This window comes from Salipiger mucosus DSM 16094, assembly GCF_000442255.1.
Taxonomy (GTDB): domain Bacteria; phylum Pseudomonadota; class Alphaproteobacteria; order Rhodobacterales; family Rhodobacteraceae; genus Salipiger; species Salipiger mucosus.
This window is the reverse complement of sequence record NZ_KE557281.1, coordinates 22,737-38,711: the sequence shown is the minus strand read 5'-3', so window position 1 is coordinate 38,711 and position 15,975 is coordinate 22,737. Positions and strand designations below refer to the sequence as shown.

19 protein-coding genes are annotated in these 15,975 nt (G+C 61.2%); 14 read left to right on the top strand and 5 right to left on the bottom strand.

Annotated features, from left to right (window positions below):
• Positions 1-223: 223 nt before the first annotated feature.
• The 5 genes from SALMUC_RS20110 to SALMUC_RS20085 all read left to right on the top strand — a co-directional run bounded on the left by SALMUC_RS20110 (position 224) and on the right by SALMUC_RS20085 (position 4,749).
• Positions 224-1,552 carry a nickel pincer cofactor-dependent isomerase, group 22 gene (locus SALMUC_RS20110; RefSeq protein WP_020040098.1) on the top strand — a complete coding sequence of 443 codons (1,329 nt, stop codon included), beginning with the start codon at positions 224-226 and terminating at the stop codon, positions 1,550-1,552.
• Entirely contained in the window at positions 1,549-2,715 is a 1,167-nt protein-coding gene (gene larC / locus SALMUC_RS20105) for a nickel pincer cofactor biosynthesis protein LarC (protein WP_020040099.1), read from the top strand. The genes SALMUC_RS20110 and larC overlap by 4 nt, the downstream gene beginning before the upstream one ends.
• Positions 2,716-2,777: 62 nt before the next feature.
• A protein-coding gene (locus SALMUC_RS29125) for an IS5 family transposase (protein WP_156883578.1) occupies positions 2,778-3,534 on the top strand; the annotation gives its coding sequence in 2 pieces (ribosomal slippage) (positions 2,778-3,109 and positions 3,108-3,534; 759 coding nt in all).
• 239 nt (positions 3,535-3,773) lie between these two features.
• Positions 3,774-4,274 (top strand): GAF domain-containing protein, encoded by a 501-nt coding sequence (locus SALMUC_RS20090; protein ID WP_020040102.1) that lies wholly within the window; start codon positions 3,774-3,776, stop codon positions 4,272-4,274.
• 205 nt (positions 4,275-4,479) lie between these two features.
• Positions 4,480-4,749 (top strand): His/Gly/Thr/Pro-type tRNA ligase C-terminal domain-containing protein, encoded by a 270-nt coding sequence (locus SALMUC_RS20085; RefSeq protein ID WP_020040103.1) that lies wholly within the window; start codon positions 4,480-4,482, stop codon positions 4,747-4,749.
• A gap of 26 nt (positions 4,750-4,775) precedes the next feature.
• Here SALMUC_RS20085 and SALMUC_RS20080 read toward each other — a convergent pair whose 3' ends face one another.
• Positions 4,776-5,654: a LysR substrate-binding domain-containing protein gene (locus tag SALMUC_RS20080; RefSeq protein WP_020040104.1), complete on the bottom strand. Its 879-nt coding sequence runs from the start codon at positions 5,652-5,654 to the stop codon at positions 4,776-4,778.
• Between the two features lie 130 nt (positions 5,655-5,784).
• Between SALMUC_RS20080 and SALMUC_RS20075 the strand changes: the two genes are divergently transcribed.
• Positions 5,785-6,966 carry an MFS transporter gene (locus tag SALMUC_RS20075; RefSeq protein WP_020040105.1) on the top strand — a complete coding sequence of 394 codons (1,182 nt, stop codon included), beginning with the start codon at positions 5,785-5,787 and terminating at the stop codon, positions 6,964-6,966.
• 180 nt (positions 6,967-7,146) lie between these two features.
• On the opposite strand, the gene SALMUC_RS20070 is transcribed toward SALMUC_RS20075, so the two are convergent.
• Entirely contained in the window at positions 7,147-7,896 is a 750-nt protein-coding gene (locus SALMUC_RS20070; RefSeq protein ID WP_020040106.1) for a sulfite exporter TauE/SafE family protein, read from the bottom strand.
• Positions 7,897-7,979: 83 nt separating this feature from the next.
• On the opposite strand from SALMUC_RS20070, the gene SALMUC_RS20065 reads away from it, so the two are divergent.
• Positions 7,980-8,675, top strand: a complete 696-nt coding sequence (locus SALMUC_RS20065; RefSeq protein WP_020040107.1) for a FadR/GntR family transcriptional regulator — start codon at positions 7,980-7,982, stop codon at positions 8,673-8,675.
• Position 8,676: 1 nt separating this feature from the next.
• On the opposite strand, the gene SALMUC_RS20060 is transcribed toward SALMUC_RS20065, so the two are convergent.
• The 3 genes from SALMUC_RS20060 to SALMUC_RS20050 all read right to left on the bottom strand — a co-directional run bounded on the left by SALMUC_RS20060 (position 8,677) and on the right by SALMUC_RS20050 (position 10,695).
• Positions 8,677-9,624, bottom strand: a complete 948-nt coding sequence (locus SALMUC_RS20060; protein ID WP_020040108.1) for a DMT family transporter — start codon at positions 9,622-9,624, stop codon at positions 8,677-8,679.
• Between the two features lie 156 nt (positions 9,625-9,780).
• On the bottom strand, positions 9,781-10,197 hold the full coding sequence (locus SALMUC_RS20055; protein WP_020040109.1) for an RrF2 family transcriptional regulator: 417 nt from the start codon (positions 10,195-10,197) through the stop codon (positions 9,781-9,783).
• Between the two features lie 126 nt (positions 10,198-10,323).
• Positions 10,324-10,695, bottom strand: coding sequence for a group III truncated hemoglobin (locus SALMUC_RS20050; RefSeq protein WP_021120702.1), 372 nt, complete (start codon positions 10,693-10,695; stop codon positions 10,324-10,326).
• A 234-nt stretch (positions 10,696-10,929) separates the two neighbouring features.
• On the opposite strand from SALMUC_RS20050, the gene SALMUC_RS20045 reads away from it, so the two are divergent.
• From SALMUC_RS20045 to SALMUC_RS20020, 7 genes are all read left to right on the top strand, one after another.
• Complete coding sequence (locus SALMUC_RS20045; protein WP_020040111.1) at positions 10,930-11,238, top strand: DUF6522 family protein; 309 nt, start codon at positions 10,930-10,932, stop codon at positions 11,236-11,238.
• Between the two features lie 87 nt (positions 11,239-11,325).
• Complete coding sequence (gene napE / locus SALMUC_RS29120; protein ID WP_084514035.1) at positions 11,326-11,526, top strand: periplasmic nitrate reductase, NapE protein; 201 nt, start codon at positions 11,326-11,328, stop codon at positions 11,524-11,526.
• A 4-nt stretch (positions 11,527-11,530) separates the two neighbouring features.
• Positions 11,531-12,022, top strand: a complete 492-nt coding sequence (locus SALMUC_RS20040; RefSeq protein ID WP_037372466.1) for a ferredoxin-type protein NapF — start codon at positions 11,531-11,533, stop codon at positions 12,020-12,022.
• The gene (locus tag SALMUC_RS20035; protein ID WP_037372464.1) at positions 12,015-12,293 is read left to right on the top strand and encodes a chaperone NapD; all 279 of its coding nucleotides are present in this window, start codon (positions 12,015-12,017) and stop codon (positions 12,291-12,293) included. Before SALMUC_RS20040 ends, SALMUC_RS20035 begins: the two co-directional genes overlap by 8 nt.
• Entirely contained in the window at positions 12,278-14,785 is a 2,508-nt protein-coding gene (gene napA / locus SALMUC_RS20030; protein WP_020040114.1) for a periplasmic nitrate reductase subunit alpha, read from the top strand. Before SALMUC_RS20035 ends, napA begins: the two co-directional genes overlap by 16 nt.
• Entirely contained in the window at positions 14,785-15,243 is a 459-nt protein-coding gene (locus SALMUC_RS20025; RefSeq protein WP_021120699.1) for a nitrate reductase cytochrome c-type subunit, read from the top strand. Before napA ends, SALMUC_RS20025 begins: the two co-directional genes overlap by 1 nt.
• Before the next feature lies 1 nt (position 15,244).
• The gene (locus tag SALMUC_RS20020; protein ID WP_021120698.1) at positions 15,245-15,943 is read left to right on the top strand and encodes a NapC/NirT family cytochrome c; all 699 of its coding nucleotides are present in this window, start codon (positions 15,245-15,247) and stop codon (positions 15,941-15,943) included.
• Positions 15,944-15,975 lie beyond the last annotated feature (32 nt).

The following is a 15,975-nucleotide window of genomic DNA, read 5'->3' as shown; positions in this document are numbered from 1 at the left end:
GAACACCGCGCAGTCGAGTCGGTGTGCGATTGCAAGGGGATCTATTGCGGTTGGCAATCGACGGGTAGATGACGCTTGACGAAATTGACTAAGACCTCTTGCAGTTCACCCTGTTGATCGCCTCTTGTTCAGCGAGGCGGTCCTTGGAGATCGACAGGATCGGCGAGAAGGCGTTCGGGCGCGGGTCAATCGAGGACACGGGCTGAGGAAGGAGAGAGACGACATGCCAGATTCCAAGCGACCCAATTACGTTAAGATGGTCGAAGATACCCCGTTGCCGCGTATGGCTCTCTGTCGACAAAGCTTCGACGGAGCGCGAATTGACGATCCGGCCGCCGCGATACACGAGGCGATGTCCGGGCCCGGTGCGGATAGGCTTCAGCCCGGCATGTCGGTCGCAGTTACCGCCGGCAGCCGCGGTATCGCCGCATTCCCCGAACTCCTCACCGCCCTGATTGCAGATATTCGGGCCCGCGGCGCCGATCCGTTCGTGGTACCGGCGATGGGCAGCCATGGTGGCGCCACCGCCGAGGGACAAAGTGCACTTCTCGCCAAGCTCGGCGTCACCGAGGAGAGCATCGGCTGTCCGATACGATCGTCAATGGATACTGTCGAGGTCGGGCGCCTTGACAACGGTATGTCAGTTCGGATCGACTGCCTCGCTCACGAGGCGGACGGGATCGTGTTGTTCAACCGGATCAAGCCGCACACTTCATTCCGCGCACCGAACGAGAGCGGCTTGGCCAAGATGCTGGCCATCGGCCTCGGCAAGCAGTCAGGCGCCGAGACCTGCCATTCCCGCGGGATCGACGCCGTTCCGATCTATATTGACGCGATGGCCCGGATGAAACTCGAACGCTGCAAGGTGCTATTCGGGATCGGGACGATTGAGAACGCATACGATCAGCTCGCGCGTGTTGTCCTTCTCGACCGCGACGGCATGCTCGAAGCTGAGCAGCCTTTCCTAGAAGAAGCAATGGCGAACATGCCGCGGCTACCGCTTGGACCAGTCGATGCACAGACTGCGGAGGGCCAGCTCGACGTGCTGGTCGTCGACGAGATCGGAAAGGAATTCTCCGGCACCGGTATGGACCCCAATATTACGCACCGCTTTTCATCGCCCAAGATGAAGGGAACGTTGCATATCTCGCGCCTCGCCGCACTTCGCCTCTCGCCGCGCAGCAACGGCAACGGCAACGGCGCGGCGCGCGCTGACGTGGTGACCCAGGCACTCGAGGAGGCTTTCGACCGCGAGGCGGTGTATGCCAATGCACTGACATCGACGGTGCTGGCGCAGGCCAAAATACCTATGGTCATGCCGGACGAACGCTCCGCGATCCAGGCGGTGATCAAGACTTGTGGCGCCGAGGATGTGACGCGTCCGCGGATGCTGCGGATCCGCAACACGCTACAACTGGAGTACTTCTATGCGTCCGAGGCGATGCTCCCGGAATTGCGGGACCGTCCCGGTGTCGAGATAATAGGGAACCTTCAGGAGATGCGGTTCCAGGATGGCATTCTTGCCGATCGCTGGGAGGAGTCGCGCGCATGACAGACCGCCGAGGCATGCATTTGCATCTCGATCCGGTTGGCGGTGCCGCTGGGGACATGTTCGTGGCTGCGATGCTCGACGCTTTTCCCGACCTCGAGAGTCGGGTCATAAGGGACATCGAGGCAATACTGCCCTCCATCGCAGGACGGCCCGAGCTGAATACCGGGCGGTGCGCCGGCATCACAGTCCGGCGCCTGCGGCTGGTTCCTGGCGAGGCTGGGAATGCGCGTCACGGCGAAGAGACCACCTACCGGGCGATGCGATCTCTGATCGAGGCGGCGGACCTCGCTCCGGGTACCACGTCGGAGGCCACGGCGATCCTCCACCGCATCGCTGTAGCCGAAGCGGCGGTGCATGGCATCCCACTGGACCGAGTGCATTTCCATGAAATCGCGGATTGGGATGCGCTGATGGATGTAACCGCCGCGGGCAGCATCTGTGCGGCCTTGCCGGAGTGCAGCTGGAGCGTCGGTGCGCTGCCCCTTGGTTCTGGGCGCGTAAAGACGGCTCATGGCCTACTGCCGGTGCCAGCCCCGGCAACGGCCGAGATTCTGCAAGGCTATGACTGGATCGATGACGGAGTGCCAGGCGAACGAGTGACACCGACCGGGGCGGCAATACTTGCGCATGTGACCGGGGGGCACGGGAACGGCAATCGGACGGCCGGGTCATTGCAGGCCATTGGAAGCGGTGCAGGGACGCGGGATTTACCGGGGCTACCGAATATCCTCCGCGTCACCGCCTTTGCTACAACCCATGGTCGACAAACCGATATCGTGATTCAGCTCGCCTGTGACATCGACGATATGACCGGCGAGGAGATCGGCTGGGCGGCGGGAAAACTGCGCGTGGCAGATGGACTGCGCGATCTCGTTCTGTCTCAAGCCTTTGGCAAAAAGGGGCGTCCGGTCACTCGGCTCGAGGTACTCGTTGTTCCTGAAGCGGAGGAACGAATCGCCGATATGCTCTTCGATCTCACCACGACACTAGGTCTTCGCCGGCTGGTGCTGACCCGTCATACGTTGGCACGGCGCACGGTTGAGACGCCATCCGGCTTGCGCCGGAAAGTTGCGGAGCGGCCCTCTGGCGATACGTCCAAGTTGGAGAGCGATGACCTCGCTGACGCCCCGAGCCTGCAAGTGCGGCGCCGCATCATAGGCTAGGGTCAGGACCCATTGATTTGGTTTGTCGATCGTGATTCACCGTTCGAAAACGAGCGGTGAACATGTCTGATCTTTTCTGGTTGAGCGATGCGCAGATGGCGCGTCTGGAGCCTTACTTCCCCAAGTCGCACGGCAAGCCTAGGGTTGATGACCGGCGTGTCCTGAGCGGGATTATCTTCATAAATCGCAATGGCTTGCGGTGGAGAGATGCGCCAAGGGAATACGGCCCGCACAAGACGCTTTACAACCGTTGGAAGCGGTGGAGCGACCGGGGCGTCTTCGCCCGGATCATGGCGGGGCTGGCCGCAGAGCACGGCGAGGAGACGACCGTGATGATCGATGCAACTCATCTGAAAGCTCATCGTACGGCGTCCAGCTTGGGCGTCAAAAAGGGGGCGTGGACGCCTGATCGGTAGAACCAAGGGCGGCATGAACACGAAGTTGCACGCCATCTGCGACAGCCAAGGCCGACCCATCGACCTGTTCCTGACCGCCGGTCCCGTCAGCGACTACATCGGGGCACGTGCGCTCGTCAGCGGGCTGCCCAACGTGAAATGGCTTCTCGGAGATCGTGGCTATGATGCCGATTGGTTCAGAGAAGCCTTGCAGGACAAGAAGATACGTCCTTGCATCCCGGGCCGGAAGAAACGGAAGACTCCCGTCCGGTACGACAAGCGCAGATACAAACGTCGCAACCGCATTGAGATCATGTTCGGCAGGCTCAAGGACTGGAGGAGGGTTGCGACCCGTTATGACCGCTGCCCACAAACCTTCTTCTCAGCAATCGCACTCGCTGCGACCGTAATCTTCTGGCTTTGAGAGAGAACGAGTCCTGACCCTAACCACCCGGCGGAGGCCGCATTGTGTTAAAACTAAGGCATAGATTGAGCTCACATAAAGCGCGTGTTAGAAAAAGAAGCTTCCCCTCGTTTCGGTCCGGTTATAGAACGCTTTTGAGCATTTCGTATGCTTCCGATTTGAAGGTTCCGTTCATCGCGAGCCGATGGTTCTTGGTCCGAAATGCGCACAACCTCCCTATGCCGAAAAGGAAACTGGCCGTGTCTCAGTATGGTATTCGTGACCTTGGGTTACTCGAGGCTCGGACCGATCCCGTATTTCAGAACATCGCCGATTTGGTGCAAATGATGCTGCACGCCTCATTCGCGCTCGTCACCGTCATCGACGATGACAACGAGCGCCAGGTGTTTAAGGCAAGTCGCGGTCCTGACGGCCAGCCGTTGAAAGACCTGTCCACCCCGCTTTCGTTCTCGCTCTGCAACCACGTCCGCTTGCGGGGCGGCACGGTGGTCATCAGGGACCTCAGTCTTGACCGGTCATTCCGCGACCATCCGGCTCAGCGGGAATGCGGCATCAAGGCATACCTCGGCGCGCCGCTGCTGGGGCCGGCAAACGATCCGATCGGAGCCGTATGCGCTGCCGAGACGCACCCGAGGGTCTGGAGTGACCGGGACAAGGCAGCGATCGAGAACTTTGCCGCCCTTGCCGCACAGCAAGTTCTGTTGCGCGCAAGCCTGCAGACTCTCAAGATGATTGCCTGACAGGACAGCCCTGAGAGGAGCCATGCCACCAGGAGCGCCGAGCCGGTTCGCGTCATCAGTTTAGAACCGCAATTCCGGTCTGTGGGGACGACCCCGGATGTTATCCGAAATCACTCATCCGTAGCCGACCCGGACCGACGTGACGCAGTGGCGACTTCCGCGTCATCTTAGTTGAGAAGAAAAATGAATCCAAGCATTCGGACCATTGTCGTCGCAGCACGCAGATGCCATCCTTCTGCACGACATCCTGAGGAATGCCGATATTCGCTGCCGGATGTACGACGAGAACGAGACCTTGTCCAGACGGATCGTATCCGCACGCGCCCAGGAAGTGCCCGTTCATGCGGTCATCGGGCAGCGTGAAGCCACCAATGGCGAGGTCGCGGTCAAGATCGCAGGTCGGCAGGAGATCATCGTGGTCGACAGGGTATCCGACCATCTGAGGAACGCATTTTCAGCGGATAGCGTGCCATGATGTGGTGGCGGCAAAAAAGCCTGCGCTCACTTTTTCTCCGCAAACGTATCGAGACACCACTTCCAGATCTGGTCACTCACGGGACGCGGGTGGGCGGATCTCTTTCGGACCAGGAAGTAGTCAACCGCTGGCTCATATCCGATGGGACCCGCATCGACCAATCGGCCCGCCTTGAGATCCTGCTGGACAAAGGCGCGACTGACGATAGCCAACCCTTGGCCCGAAAGAGCCGCATCCAATGCAAGTGAGATCTGGTTGAACGTGGCTCCTGGCAACGGATCCGTCGTCCCGAAATACTGCTTCCAGTGGCCACTGCCGTCGTGGAGCAGGGGCATGTGCCGCGCTCGAGCCCGTGTCATTTGCTCTCTCGTGTTTCCGAGCAGATGCGGGCTGCCCACAATGATCAGATCTTGGCGGAATAGGAGTTCTGCCTCATGGTCAGCCGGGAATGGCGGCCTCGTCTCCCTCACCACTATGTCTATCTGATCCCGATCAAAATCAGTAACCGAAACTGTCGCGACGGTGCGGATCTCTACCCCCGGCGCTACAGAATTCAGCGAGGCAAGGTTAGGAATCAAGAGCCTTGTGGCGAAGGTCGGCGTGGTACTTACGGTCAAGTGACCATCACTGTCGTCCACTTTGCTTCTCGCCTGTCGGAGGATGTCGAAAGCGCGTGCGAGCTCGGCGTGATACGCCGCGCCGCGGGTCGTGAGGACAACCCCCCTCGGCAGACGAGCGAACAGAGGCAGCCCAAGGTGGTCTTCAAGCAACCGGATCTGCTGCGCGACGGCGCCTTGCGACACGCCGAGTTCTTCCGAGGCCATACGAAAATTCTGATGTCGCCCGGCGACCTCAAAGTGGCGAAGGGCGTTCATGGGCGGCAGGGTTGTACGCTGTTTGGGCATGTCGAGCCTGTAGTTTTCCTACAGCATAGGGTGTTCCGTTCTGACGTGAAACCCAATTGAGAATCCGTCATCAGGTATTTGGAACCCATGCCCGGTCACCTTGCGGTGCCGATTCACGCCGAGGCCAACTATGACCACACAACGCGCTGCAGTGCTTCCCACCTCCTACTCCGTCATTCTTGCCGTGAGCGGCACCCACCTGATCAACGACCTGATCCAGTTCCTGCTGCCGGCACTCTATCCCGTCCTGAAGTCTCAGTACGCGTTGAGCTATTTTCAGCTCGGTCTGCTGACATTGGCTCAACAGATCACGGCCTGCATTCTGCAACCGGTCCTTGGGTTGTACGGCGACCTGCGACCGAAACCATATTCTCTGGCTGTTTCCATGGGTGTTGTTGCAATCGGGGTAGGGCTACTCGCGACGGCCTCCTCGTTTCCGGCGCTTCTGCTGGCATCGGCTGTACTCGGGGTCGGCTCTGCGCTGTTTCACCCTGAGGCATCTCGTGTTTGCCGCATGGCCTCTGGCGGCAAACTCGGCTTCGCCCAGTCCAGCTTCCAGGTCGGAGGGAACGTGGGCACAGCGCTTGGCCCTCTTGCGGCCGCACTGATCGTACTTCCGCTGGGACAGGCCAGCACTGTCTGGTTCGGACTGCTTGCCGTCTGCGGGGTCATCGTGCTGCTTTGGATCGCACGCTGGTTTTCTCATCACCAGCGCACGGCACACGCTGCCGGCAAGCACGAGGCCGTCGGGCCAACCTTGCCGCGGCGCCGCCTTGTCATCGCCTTTTCGGTCCTGGGAGCACTTCTCCTCAGCAAGTTCGTCTATATCGAGACCTTCAAGAGCTACTATACGTTCTTCCTGATTGAAAAATTCGACGTCAGCGTGCCCGAGGCGCAGGGCCTGCTCTTCATCTTCCTCGCTGCGGTCGCGTTTGGCACATTTTTCGGTGGTCCTGTCGGAGACCGATTTGGCCGCAAAAAGGTGATCTGGGGATCCATCCTCGGGGCTCTCCCGTTCGCACTCGTGTTGCCTCACGCGCCACTGTGGACTGCCGTCGGCCTCAGTGTCCTTGTCGGGCTGATCTTGTCATCTGCCTTTTCGGCCATTGTGGTCTTCGCGCAGGAATTGATGCCACAGAAGATCGGCATGGTCGCAGGCTTCGTTTTCGGATTTGCATTCGGCGTCGGCGCGCTGGGCGCTGCTGCCCTCGGGGCTTTGGCGGACCAGATCGGGATGCAGCAGGTCTTCGGATATCTCTCCACGCTTCTCTGCCTCGGGTTCCTGACGGTATTCTTGCCCGATCTCGAATGATCGGGCACGCCTTCCTGTGCCCGTGTGACGGGAAACTGTGGCACCTCGCCACAAGCACCCATGCGGATTGGCAAACATTGGCGCACCGCCCCGCAACTCCGGAGACAGGATGGAGAGCGGCTCCTGCGTCGTGACGAAAAGGTTAGGCTCGCTCGATGTGGAACGTTCGAAAGAGTGCCTTTATCTCACTAAAAAAACGATGGTCATAACTGTTCCGACCAGCGTGATGAAGACCCGCAGGACCGCTGGCTTTGAGACGCGGCGGAAAAGGGCGGCGCCTAAATAGCCACCCGCGGCGCAGGCAAGGCCCATCACCAGCGCGTGTTTCCACGCGATCAGCCCGGCGGCGACGTAGATCGTGACCGATATCAGCGACAGGATCGATGACATGAGGTTTTTCAGACCGTTCATCTCTTTCAGATTGCTCATGCCCAACAAACCAAGCGCGGCCAGCAGGAGGATTCCGACCCCGCCGTTGAAGTACCCGCCATAGCTGGTCACGATCATCAGGGTTAGCGTGACGGCGACTACGCCAGGCTTGCCCAGCCCCCGCCGCGTCAACAGTGCGGTAATGCGCGGGCCAAGCGCGAAGATCACCGTAGCGAAGCCCAGCAGCCACGGCACGATGCCCGAAAACACCTCGCCTGGCGTAGCGAGCAGAAGGAACGCGCCCAGGCCCCCGCCGAGTGCCGCGGTACCGATAACCAGCAGAGGCGGCAGGCGGTGACTGGCGGCGATGTCTTGGCGAAAGGCCCATGTGCTTCCTAGGTAGCCGGGCAGGGCGGCGAGCGTCGCCGTGGCATTGGCCGCAACCGGCGGTACGCCTGCCCAGACCAGCGCGGGGAATGACAGAAAGGTGCCGCCGCCTGCGACGGCGTTTAGGGCACCTGCGAGCAAGCCGGCAACAATCAGGACGGCGTAGGACAGCATGATGGGCCTCCGAGCGGGAATCAGACTTGCCTTCTTGCGTCTGCAGTATTGGTCTGCAAATTGGTCTGAATGGACTGCACCGCATGACCCGCTTCACCCCCGATACCGTGCTCGCGCTACTGCGTGGCATGTTGGACCGGATGGCACCGACGCCGGGTGAACGGCTGCCGACGGAGCGGCAGCTGTGCCGCGATGTAGGATGCAGCCGCGAGACGCTGCGCGCGGCTCTTGCTCGCCTCGAAGCGGAAGGCGAGATATGGCGCAGGGTCGGCAAAGGTACCTTCCGCGGCGCTGCCCCGCTTGGTCATCCGGTGCGCGAGACGGTGCAGTTGCAGGCGGTCTCGGCGTTGCAGCTCATGGAGGCGCGGCTTCTGATCGAGCCGGCCATCGCGGGCGAAGCGGCCCGGCGGTCAACTCATCGGAAGACCGCCTTCCTCTCAGAACTGGTCCACAAGGGACTGCAGGTCACGACGCGTGCCGCCGCCGAAGCGGCGGACGCAAGTTTTCACGGCGGCGTGGCAGAGGTGGCGGCAAACCCGATCCTGACGGGGCTGCTGGCCCATCTCGCGGATGCGCGACGGCGCGCGGCATGGCAGCGCGAATGGGATCGGACCTATCGCCGGCTTGGCGTAGGAGAATTCACCGGGCTGCATGGCGACCAGCACGCTAAGATCGTCGATGCGATCTCGAGGGGGGACGCCCCCGCTGCCGAAACTGCGATGCGGCGCCACCTGGAGACCATTGTCGCCGCCATGCGCGGGATGGCCTCAGTGAAATAGCCTATCTCTCGAGCCGCTGAGTTGCGGCGGCGTCGACGTTGCGAGCGCGCTCGCGGTGGAAGACATAGGCGCCCGAGCCGAGGATGATCGCCGTGCCGATGAGGGTCATGCTGTCAGGGATTTCGCTGAAGATCAGGTAGCCGACCAGTGTCGCGCCAACGATCTCGAGGTATTGGAAGGGGGCCAGAAGACTTGCCTCTACCTTGCTGAAAGCGAATGTGATTAGCAGAAACGCCGCCATCGCGAGCGCACCGGCCCCGAGCACCGACAAGGCCGCCCAGACCGGCAACGCACCGAGGTCTGTGAGCCGCACCCCGCCCAGCTCCGCTCCGAAATACGCCAACAGCACCAGCCCAGCGCCCATCAGCGACGCGCCGAACTGGAAGCTAAGCGGCGATCGGGTGCGTGTGGCGCGACGCATGACGATCATGTTCAGCGCGTAGGCGAGCGCACCCAGCAAAGGTAGCAGCACGACCGGCCCATATTCCGTAAAGTTCGGCCGGATCACGATCAGGGCGCCGACCAGCCCGACACCAACTGCGGTGTAGCGGCGCAAGCCTGGCGCCTCTCCCAGGAAGGGGCCCGCCAAGAGGGTCAGAAGAAGTGGCTCGACGAAGAAGATCGCTATGGCCGTGGCGATGGGCATGGCGGCAAAGGCGCTAACCAGCGACAGAGTCACGGTTAGGATCAGCCCAGCAGAAATCAGCGCGGGCAGCGAAAAGATGCTGCCCGAGAGCCTGCGATGTAAACTAAGCGCCACGGGCACGAAAAACATCGCCTGCGCCAGGGTCCGCCAGACGGTCACTTCGAAGGCTGTCGCGTAGGCGGTCAACGACTTGGAAATGGCATCGCCTATCGGCAGCAACGCCATTGCAACGCACATCGCGACCATGCCCAGTCGCTTCTCAACGAGGGCAGCTTGAAACGGAACGGCAACCAGCTGTGCCATTTGAAACCTCCTCTGGCACCGGATTGGGTGCGCGAACAGGTCCGGGCGTCCAGGACAAATGCGGGGAAGAACGTGGCGACGCCATCGCCTCGTTGTCGCCGGGTTAAGTGATATCCCGCTTGGGGTCAACGTACGCAGTGCGCGCAGAGGGACCTGTCAGGCCGGCTCGGGTGCCGAGAGCGCGACATCTGCAAGGGTCGAGCGATTGAGGTTCTCGACAAAGGCCATCTTGGCGACGCGAAGACGTCCCTTCAGACGGCAGCATCCTTCAATCGTGCAATCGCCGCCGCCGGGCTGGAAGCACTCGACAAGCGCCTGTCCCTCTTCCAACAGACTTACCACGTCGCCTAGCCGTATCTCCTCGGGTGCGCAGGCCAGCGTGGCGCCGCCACCACCGCCGCGCCGGGTCTGAACCAGACCGGCCTTTCCAAGTTTTTGCATGATCTTGGTAAGGTGGTTGCGGGAGAGTTGGAACTCCTGCGCCAGTTCGGCCGTGGAGAAGGCCCGATCTGGCGCGCTGGCAAGGCGCATCAGCATGCGAAGCCCATAGTCGGTGAAAGAGGTTAGGCGCATCTGCCATCCATAATGTGGTGTTGATATCGATTATCGCGCGAATCTGGGGGCGTGACCAGCTTCGCCACGGCAGAGCGTGCTCACCGTATCTAGTTGTGAATCGACCGGATCCGGTTTCAGGCGATATCAGGCGAGCTTCGGAATGCCGGTGCTGCGGGCGTCTTCGACTGCGACGCTCAGCGACCGGGCGATGCGCTCGGCCCGTTCGATCACGTGGTCGGCGCCCGCTGGGCTGCACACTTCGCGGGCGGTTTCGCTGAAAAGGACAAGCCAGCGGTCGAAGTGAGACCTATCGACGGCCAGGCTCACGTGTTTCGGTACCGGCGCGCCGTGGTAACGCCCTGTCATCAGGGCGACGGACGACCAGAAGGTCGTCATCCGTTCAAGATGCGGCGGCCAATCGGTAATGCGCTCCGCGAAGATCGGGCCGAGGACGGGATCATTTCGGATCTTTCCATAAAATGTGTGAACCAGCTGACGCAAAACGCTGTCGTCCAACCCTGTTCGCGCCTCGAGCTCGGCGGTGATCTTCGGCCGCAGGGAGGGGCTACGTGAGGGGGGTGTCTGGATCTCAATCAACGGATGCAGCGCTTTCGTGACGATTGCATTTGGCGGGGACGTTCGTTAATAAGTATTATAGATACCGATTTGTTGGGTGGCAAGCGCATGGGAGTGCGCAGACTGTCGCAGGCGCCCACGGGGATAGGCCGGACGAGAAGCTGAGGTGAGGAGATGGACGAGATTTCCAAGACAGGGAACGGCTTTGTTGTCGACGCTTCCGTCATCGCGCGGGCCTTCCGAATCACGGCGGAGCAAGTCCGGGACGACATGCACAGTGGGCGCATCAGCAGCCGCACTGAGATTGGAGTGGACAAGGACGAGGGCCGTTGGCGCATGACCTTCTATCGCGGCGAGCGCGCATTCCGACTTGTCGTCGACGCCGAAGGCCAGGTGCTAACGCGGGGTAGCTTTCCGGTGACGCCTCGCTCACCTGCAGTGCGACTGGGCCCGCAGCCTAAAAAAGGCGGGGACTCGCCATGATGCACGCAAAGGTTGAAAACATGGCAGCGGCACTGCTAACTTTTCCGTGATCATTTCAAGGTTCTTCAACAGAATGCTGCTGAATTCATGGAGGCCGCCTTGCCTGAGGGACAAGCAACCGAAAATCACCCGACAGGGTCCGGATCGGGACGCAGAGAACTGATCCATTTCTTGTTCTTGGCGTTCGGAGTCTGGCCCGTTGTCGCCGTTGGCGTCGTGGGCGGCTACGGATTTCTCGTCTGGATGTTCCAATTAATCGCCGGGCCGCCAGGACCCCCGGGCCATTGAATCGATGCCTGCCCATGATTCCATATCCCGCCGCGACCTATTGCGCGGCAAGGCGAGTCCGCCACCATTTCGCGCGCGTCCGCCGGGCGTGGACTTAACCTCGCTCCAAGCCTGCACGCGATGTGGTGCCTGTGTCGACGCCTGCCCGGAGAACATCCTGCAGATCGTGCCGGAGGGTGTGGCCATGCTGCCCGACGCCGGCGAGTGTACCTTTTGCTTCGACTGCGAGAATGCCTGTCCGGAAAACGTCTTCGCGGACGAAGCCAGCATGGCCCACGTGATGGAAATCAACGGGGATTGCTTCGTGCAGGCAGGGATCGCCTGCATGACGTGCCGCGATGCCTGCCCCGAGGAAGCGATCACGATGAAACCGCGGATCGGAGCGCCGTTTCAGCCGCAGTTGGACACAGCATCCTGTACTGGCTGCGCGGCCTGTTCCTCGGCTTGCCCAGCCGGGGCGATCCGCGCGGTCGAGAGGGAGAAGGAAGATGCCTGATGAACGTTGGCATGTGTCATCCGCCGTGGTGAGCGTCACGCAGGGAGAACGCGACGCTGTCCGCGCCAATGTCGAGGCGCTTGACGGTGTCGAAGTGCACGGCGGCGATGCCACGCGCCTGATCGTGACCATCGAGGGAACAAGTACCGGCCAGCTGGGCGACCGGCTGACCGAGATCAACCTGATGCCCGGCGTTCTTGTAGCCAACATGGTCTTCGAACATGCCGAAGAAGCCGATGATACGGAGGAGCCCCAATGCCACTCGACGTGACCCGACGCCAGCTTCTGAAAGCGCAGGCCGCCGCTCTGGCCGCCTCCGCCGCAGGCATCCCGCAGGACGCGCTCGCGCAACCTGTTCCCGGCGGTGTAGATGCACTGAAAATCAAGTGGTCCAAGGCGCCCTGCCGATTCTGCGGAACCGGCTGCGGGGTCATGGTCGGCGTAAAGAAAGGCAAGGTGGTCGCCACCCATGGGGACATGCAGCATGAGGTCAATCGAGGCCTCAACTGCGTGAAGGGCTATTTCCTGTCCAAGATCATGTATGGCGAGGACCGTCTGACCACGCCGCTGATGCGCAAGACCAATGGCGAATTCGACAAGAACGGCGAATTCGAGCCGGTCAGCTGGGACGAAGCCTTCGACGTCATGGCCGAACGCGTCAAGAAGGTGTTGGCCGAGAAGGGGCCTGAGGGCATCGGCATGTTCGGGTCCGGCCAGTGGACTGTGCTCGAGGGCTACGCCGCGACGAAGCTGATGCGCGCCGGTTTCCGGTCGAACAACCTCGACCCCAACGCGCGCCATTGCATGGCCTCGGCAGCCGTCGCTTTCATGCGAACATTCGGCATCGACGAACCAATGGGCTGCTACGACGATTTCGAGCACGCCGATGCCTTCGTGCTCTGGGGCTCGAACATGGCCGAGATGCACCCGATCCTATGGACCCGGCTGGCAGATCGTCGGCTGGGCACGCCCGGTGTGAAATGCGCTGTGCTGTCGACCTTCAGCCATCGCTCGATGGACCTGGCCGACATCCCTATGGTGTTCAAGCCGGGCACTGACCTCGCGATCCTGAATTACATCGCCAACCACATCATCCAGACGGGCAGGGTGAATGAGGAGTTCGTCGGCAAGCACACGACCTTCAAGAAGGGGGCCACCGACATCGGCTATGGCCTTCGCCCGGAGCACGAACTGGAGCAGGCCGCAACCGGCGCGGGAAACCCGGGGTTGATGGAGGACAGCAATTTCGAGGCGTTCAAGGAGCACGTGTCGACCTACACGCTGGACTACGTAAGCGAACTATCGGGCGTCGAGCCAGGTTTCCTTGAGGAACTCGCGGAGCTCTACGCCGACCCCGACACCAAGGTCATGTCGCTCTGGACGATGGGCTTCAACCAGCACGTCCGCGGCGTCTGGGCGAACCAGATGGTCTACAACATCCACCTTCTGACCGGGAAGATCAGCGAGCCGGGCAACTCGCCGTTTTCGCTCACCGGTCAACCGTCGGCCTGCGGCACGGCACGCGAGGTCGGCACCTTCGCGCACCGGCTGCCCGCCGATATGGTGGTAACCAACCCCGAGCACGTTCATCACGCCGAAGAGCTTTGGAAGCTGCCACACGGCCTGCTGAACACCAAGCCGGGCTTTCATGCGGTACTGCAGGACCGAATGCTCAAGGACGGGGTACTGAATTTTTACTGGGTACAAGTGAACAATAACCTGCAGGCGGCGCCCAACAGCCAGAATGAGACCTACCAAGGCTACCGCAACCCGGACAACATGATCGTGGTGTCGGACGCCTATCCGACAGTCACGGCCATGGCAGCCGACATTATCCTGCCCGCCGCCATGTGGGTCGAGAAGGAGGGCGTCTATGGCAATGCCGAGCGCCGCACCCACGCCTGGCACCAGCTGGTTGACGCGCCGGGCGAGGCCCGGTCGGACCTGTGGCAAATGGCCGAGTTCTCAAAACGCTTCACCACAGACGAGATCTGGCCGGTCGAAATTCTCGATGCCCATCCCGAATATCGCGGGAAGACGCTCTTCGATGTCTGCTACGCCAACGGACAGGTCGATGCGTATCCGTTGGAAGATGTCCGCGAGGACTATGAGAACCAGGAAGCAAATCACTTCGGATTCTACCTGCAAAAGGGGCTATTCGAGGAATACGCCGCCTTCGGGCGCGGGCATGGCCACGATCTTGCCTCCTACGACACATACCAGAGCGACGAGGTACGCGGACTACGCTGGCCTGTCGTCGATGGTCAGGAGACCCGCTGGCGCTTCCGAGAAGGGCACGATCCCTACGTGACCGCCGGCAGTGGCGTCGAGTTCTACGGCAAACCGGACGGGCGCGCGGTAATCATCTCGGTTCCATACGAGCCACCGGCCGAAAGTCCCGACAACGAATTCGACATGTGGCTGGTGACGGGCCGTGTTCTGGAGCACTGGCATTCCGGATCAATGACCATGCGGGTGCCGGAACTCTATAAGGCCTTCCCGGGCGCGAAGGTCTTCATGAATGCCATCGACGCACGCGAACGCGGGCTGAACCAGGGCATGGAGGTGCGCGTGATCTCTCGTCGGGGCGAAATCCTTAGCCGTATCGAGACCCGCGGGCGCAACCGCATGCCCCCAGGTGTTATCTTCGTTCCATGGTTCGACGCGAGTCAGCTCATCAACAAGGTCACGCTGGACGCGACGGATCCGATCTCGAAGCAGACGGATTTCAAGAAATGTGCGGTTCGCGTGGAGGCCGTGTGATGCGTCAGGTCCGTCTTACAGCAATCACCGCCGCCTGCTTTACCGCAACGTTTGTCTTCGCCCAGAGCGTCCCGGAACTGACGGGGCCCTCGCCCGATCCCATGAAGCCGGTTCCGGCGGAACCGCTAGAGGACTACGTCACGGACGATGTCCGCCAGATGCGTGCCTATCCCGAACAGCCGCCGATCATCCCGCACTCGATCCAAGGATATCAGTTGTCGGTCAACGCCAACCGCTGCATGACATGTCACCGGCGTGAGCATGTCGAGGGTTCCGGCGCGCCGATGATATCGATCACGCATTACATGACGCGCGAGGGACAGATGCTGGCCGACGTCTCGCCGCGCCGGTATTTCTGCACGCAGTGCCACGTGCCGCAGGCCGACACCCAAGCGTTGATCGGCAACACGTTCACCGACATGTCAGAACTTGGCGCCGCCGGCGCGGGGGGCGAATGACATGCGCTGGCTTGTTCAACCTTTTCGCTGGTTCTGGCGTGTCCTCTGGACGCCTGCCGGAACCCTTGGCCTCGGATTCCTTACACTGGGCGGCTTCGTCGGCGGTGTCGCTTTCTGGGGCGCTTTCAATACCGCGTTGGAATATACGAACACCGAGGAGTTCTGCATTTCTTGCCATGAAATGGAGAACAACGTTTACGAAGAACTGTCCCATACCGTGCATTTTTCGAACCGGTCCGGCGTGCGAGCAGGATGTCCGGATTGCCACGTTCCGCACGAATGGACCGACAAGATCGCCCGGAAGATGCAGGCTTCCAAGGAAGTATGGGGGAAAATCTTCGGTACGATCGACACACGGCAGAAGTTCCTCGAGCATCGCCTAGTGATGGCGAAGCGTGAATGGCGGCGGCTCAAGGCCAATGACAGCCTGGAATGTCGGAACTGCCATTCCGAAGTGGCCATGGACCTGTCGAGGCAGTCGCCCCGCGCGGCGGAAATTCATACAGAGTATCTGCTGACCGGGGAGCGCACTTGCATCGATTGCCACAAGGGCATTGCACATGAGCTCCCGGACATGACCGGGATAGAACCTGGGTGGACCGTCCCCGACGACCTGCAGGGAAGGACCCAGCCCGGACTGACCGAGGCGGAAGAGGAGGAGGTGCAGAGTTTCCTTCTGGGTCTCCCGACCAAGGGCTGATCGGGCGCGAGTTTGCGAGATCGCAATGTCGG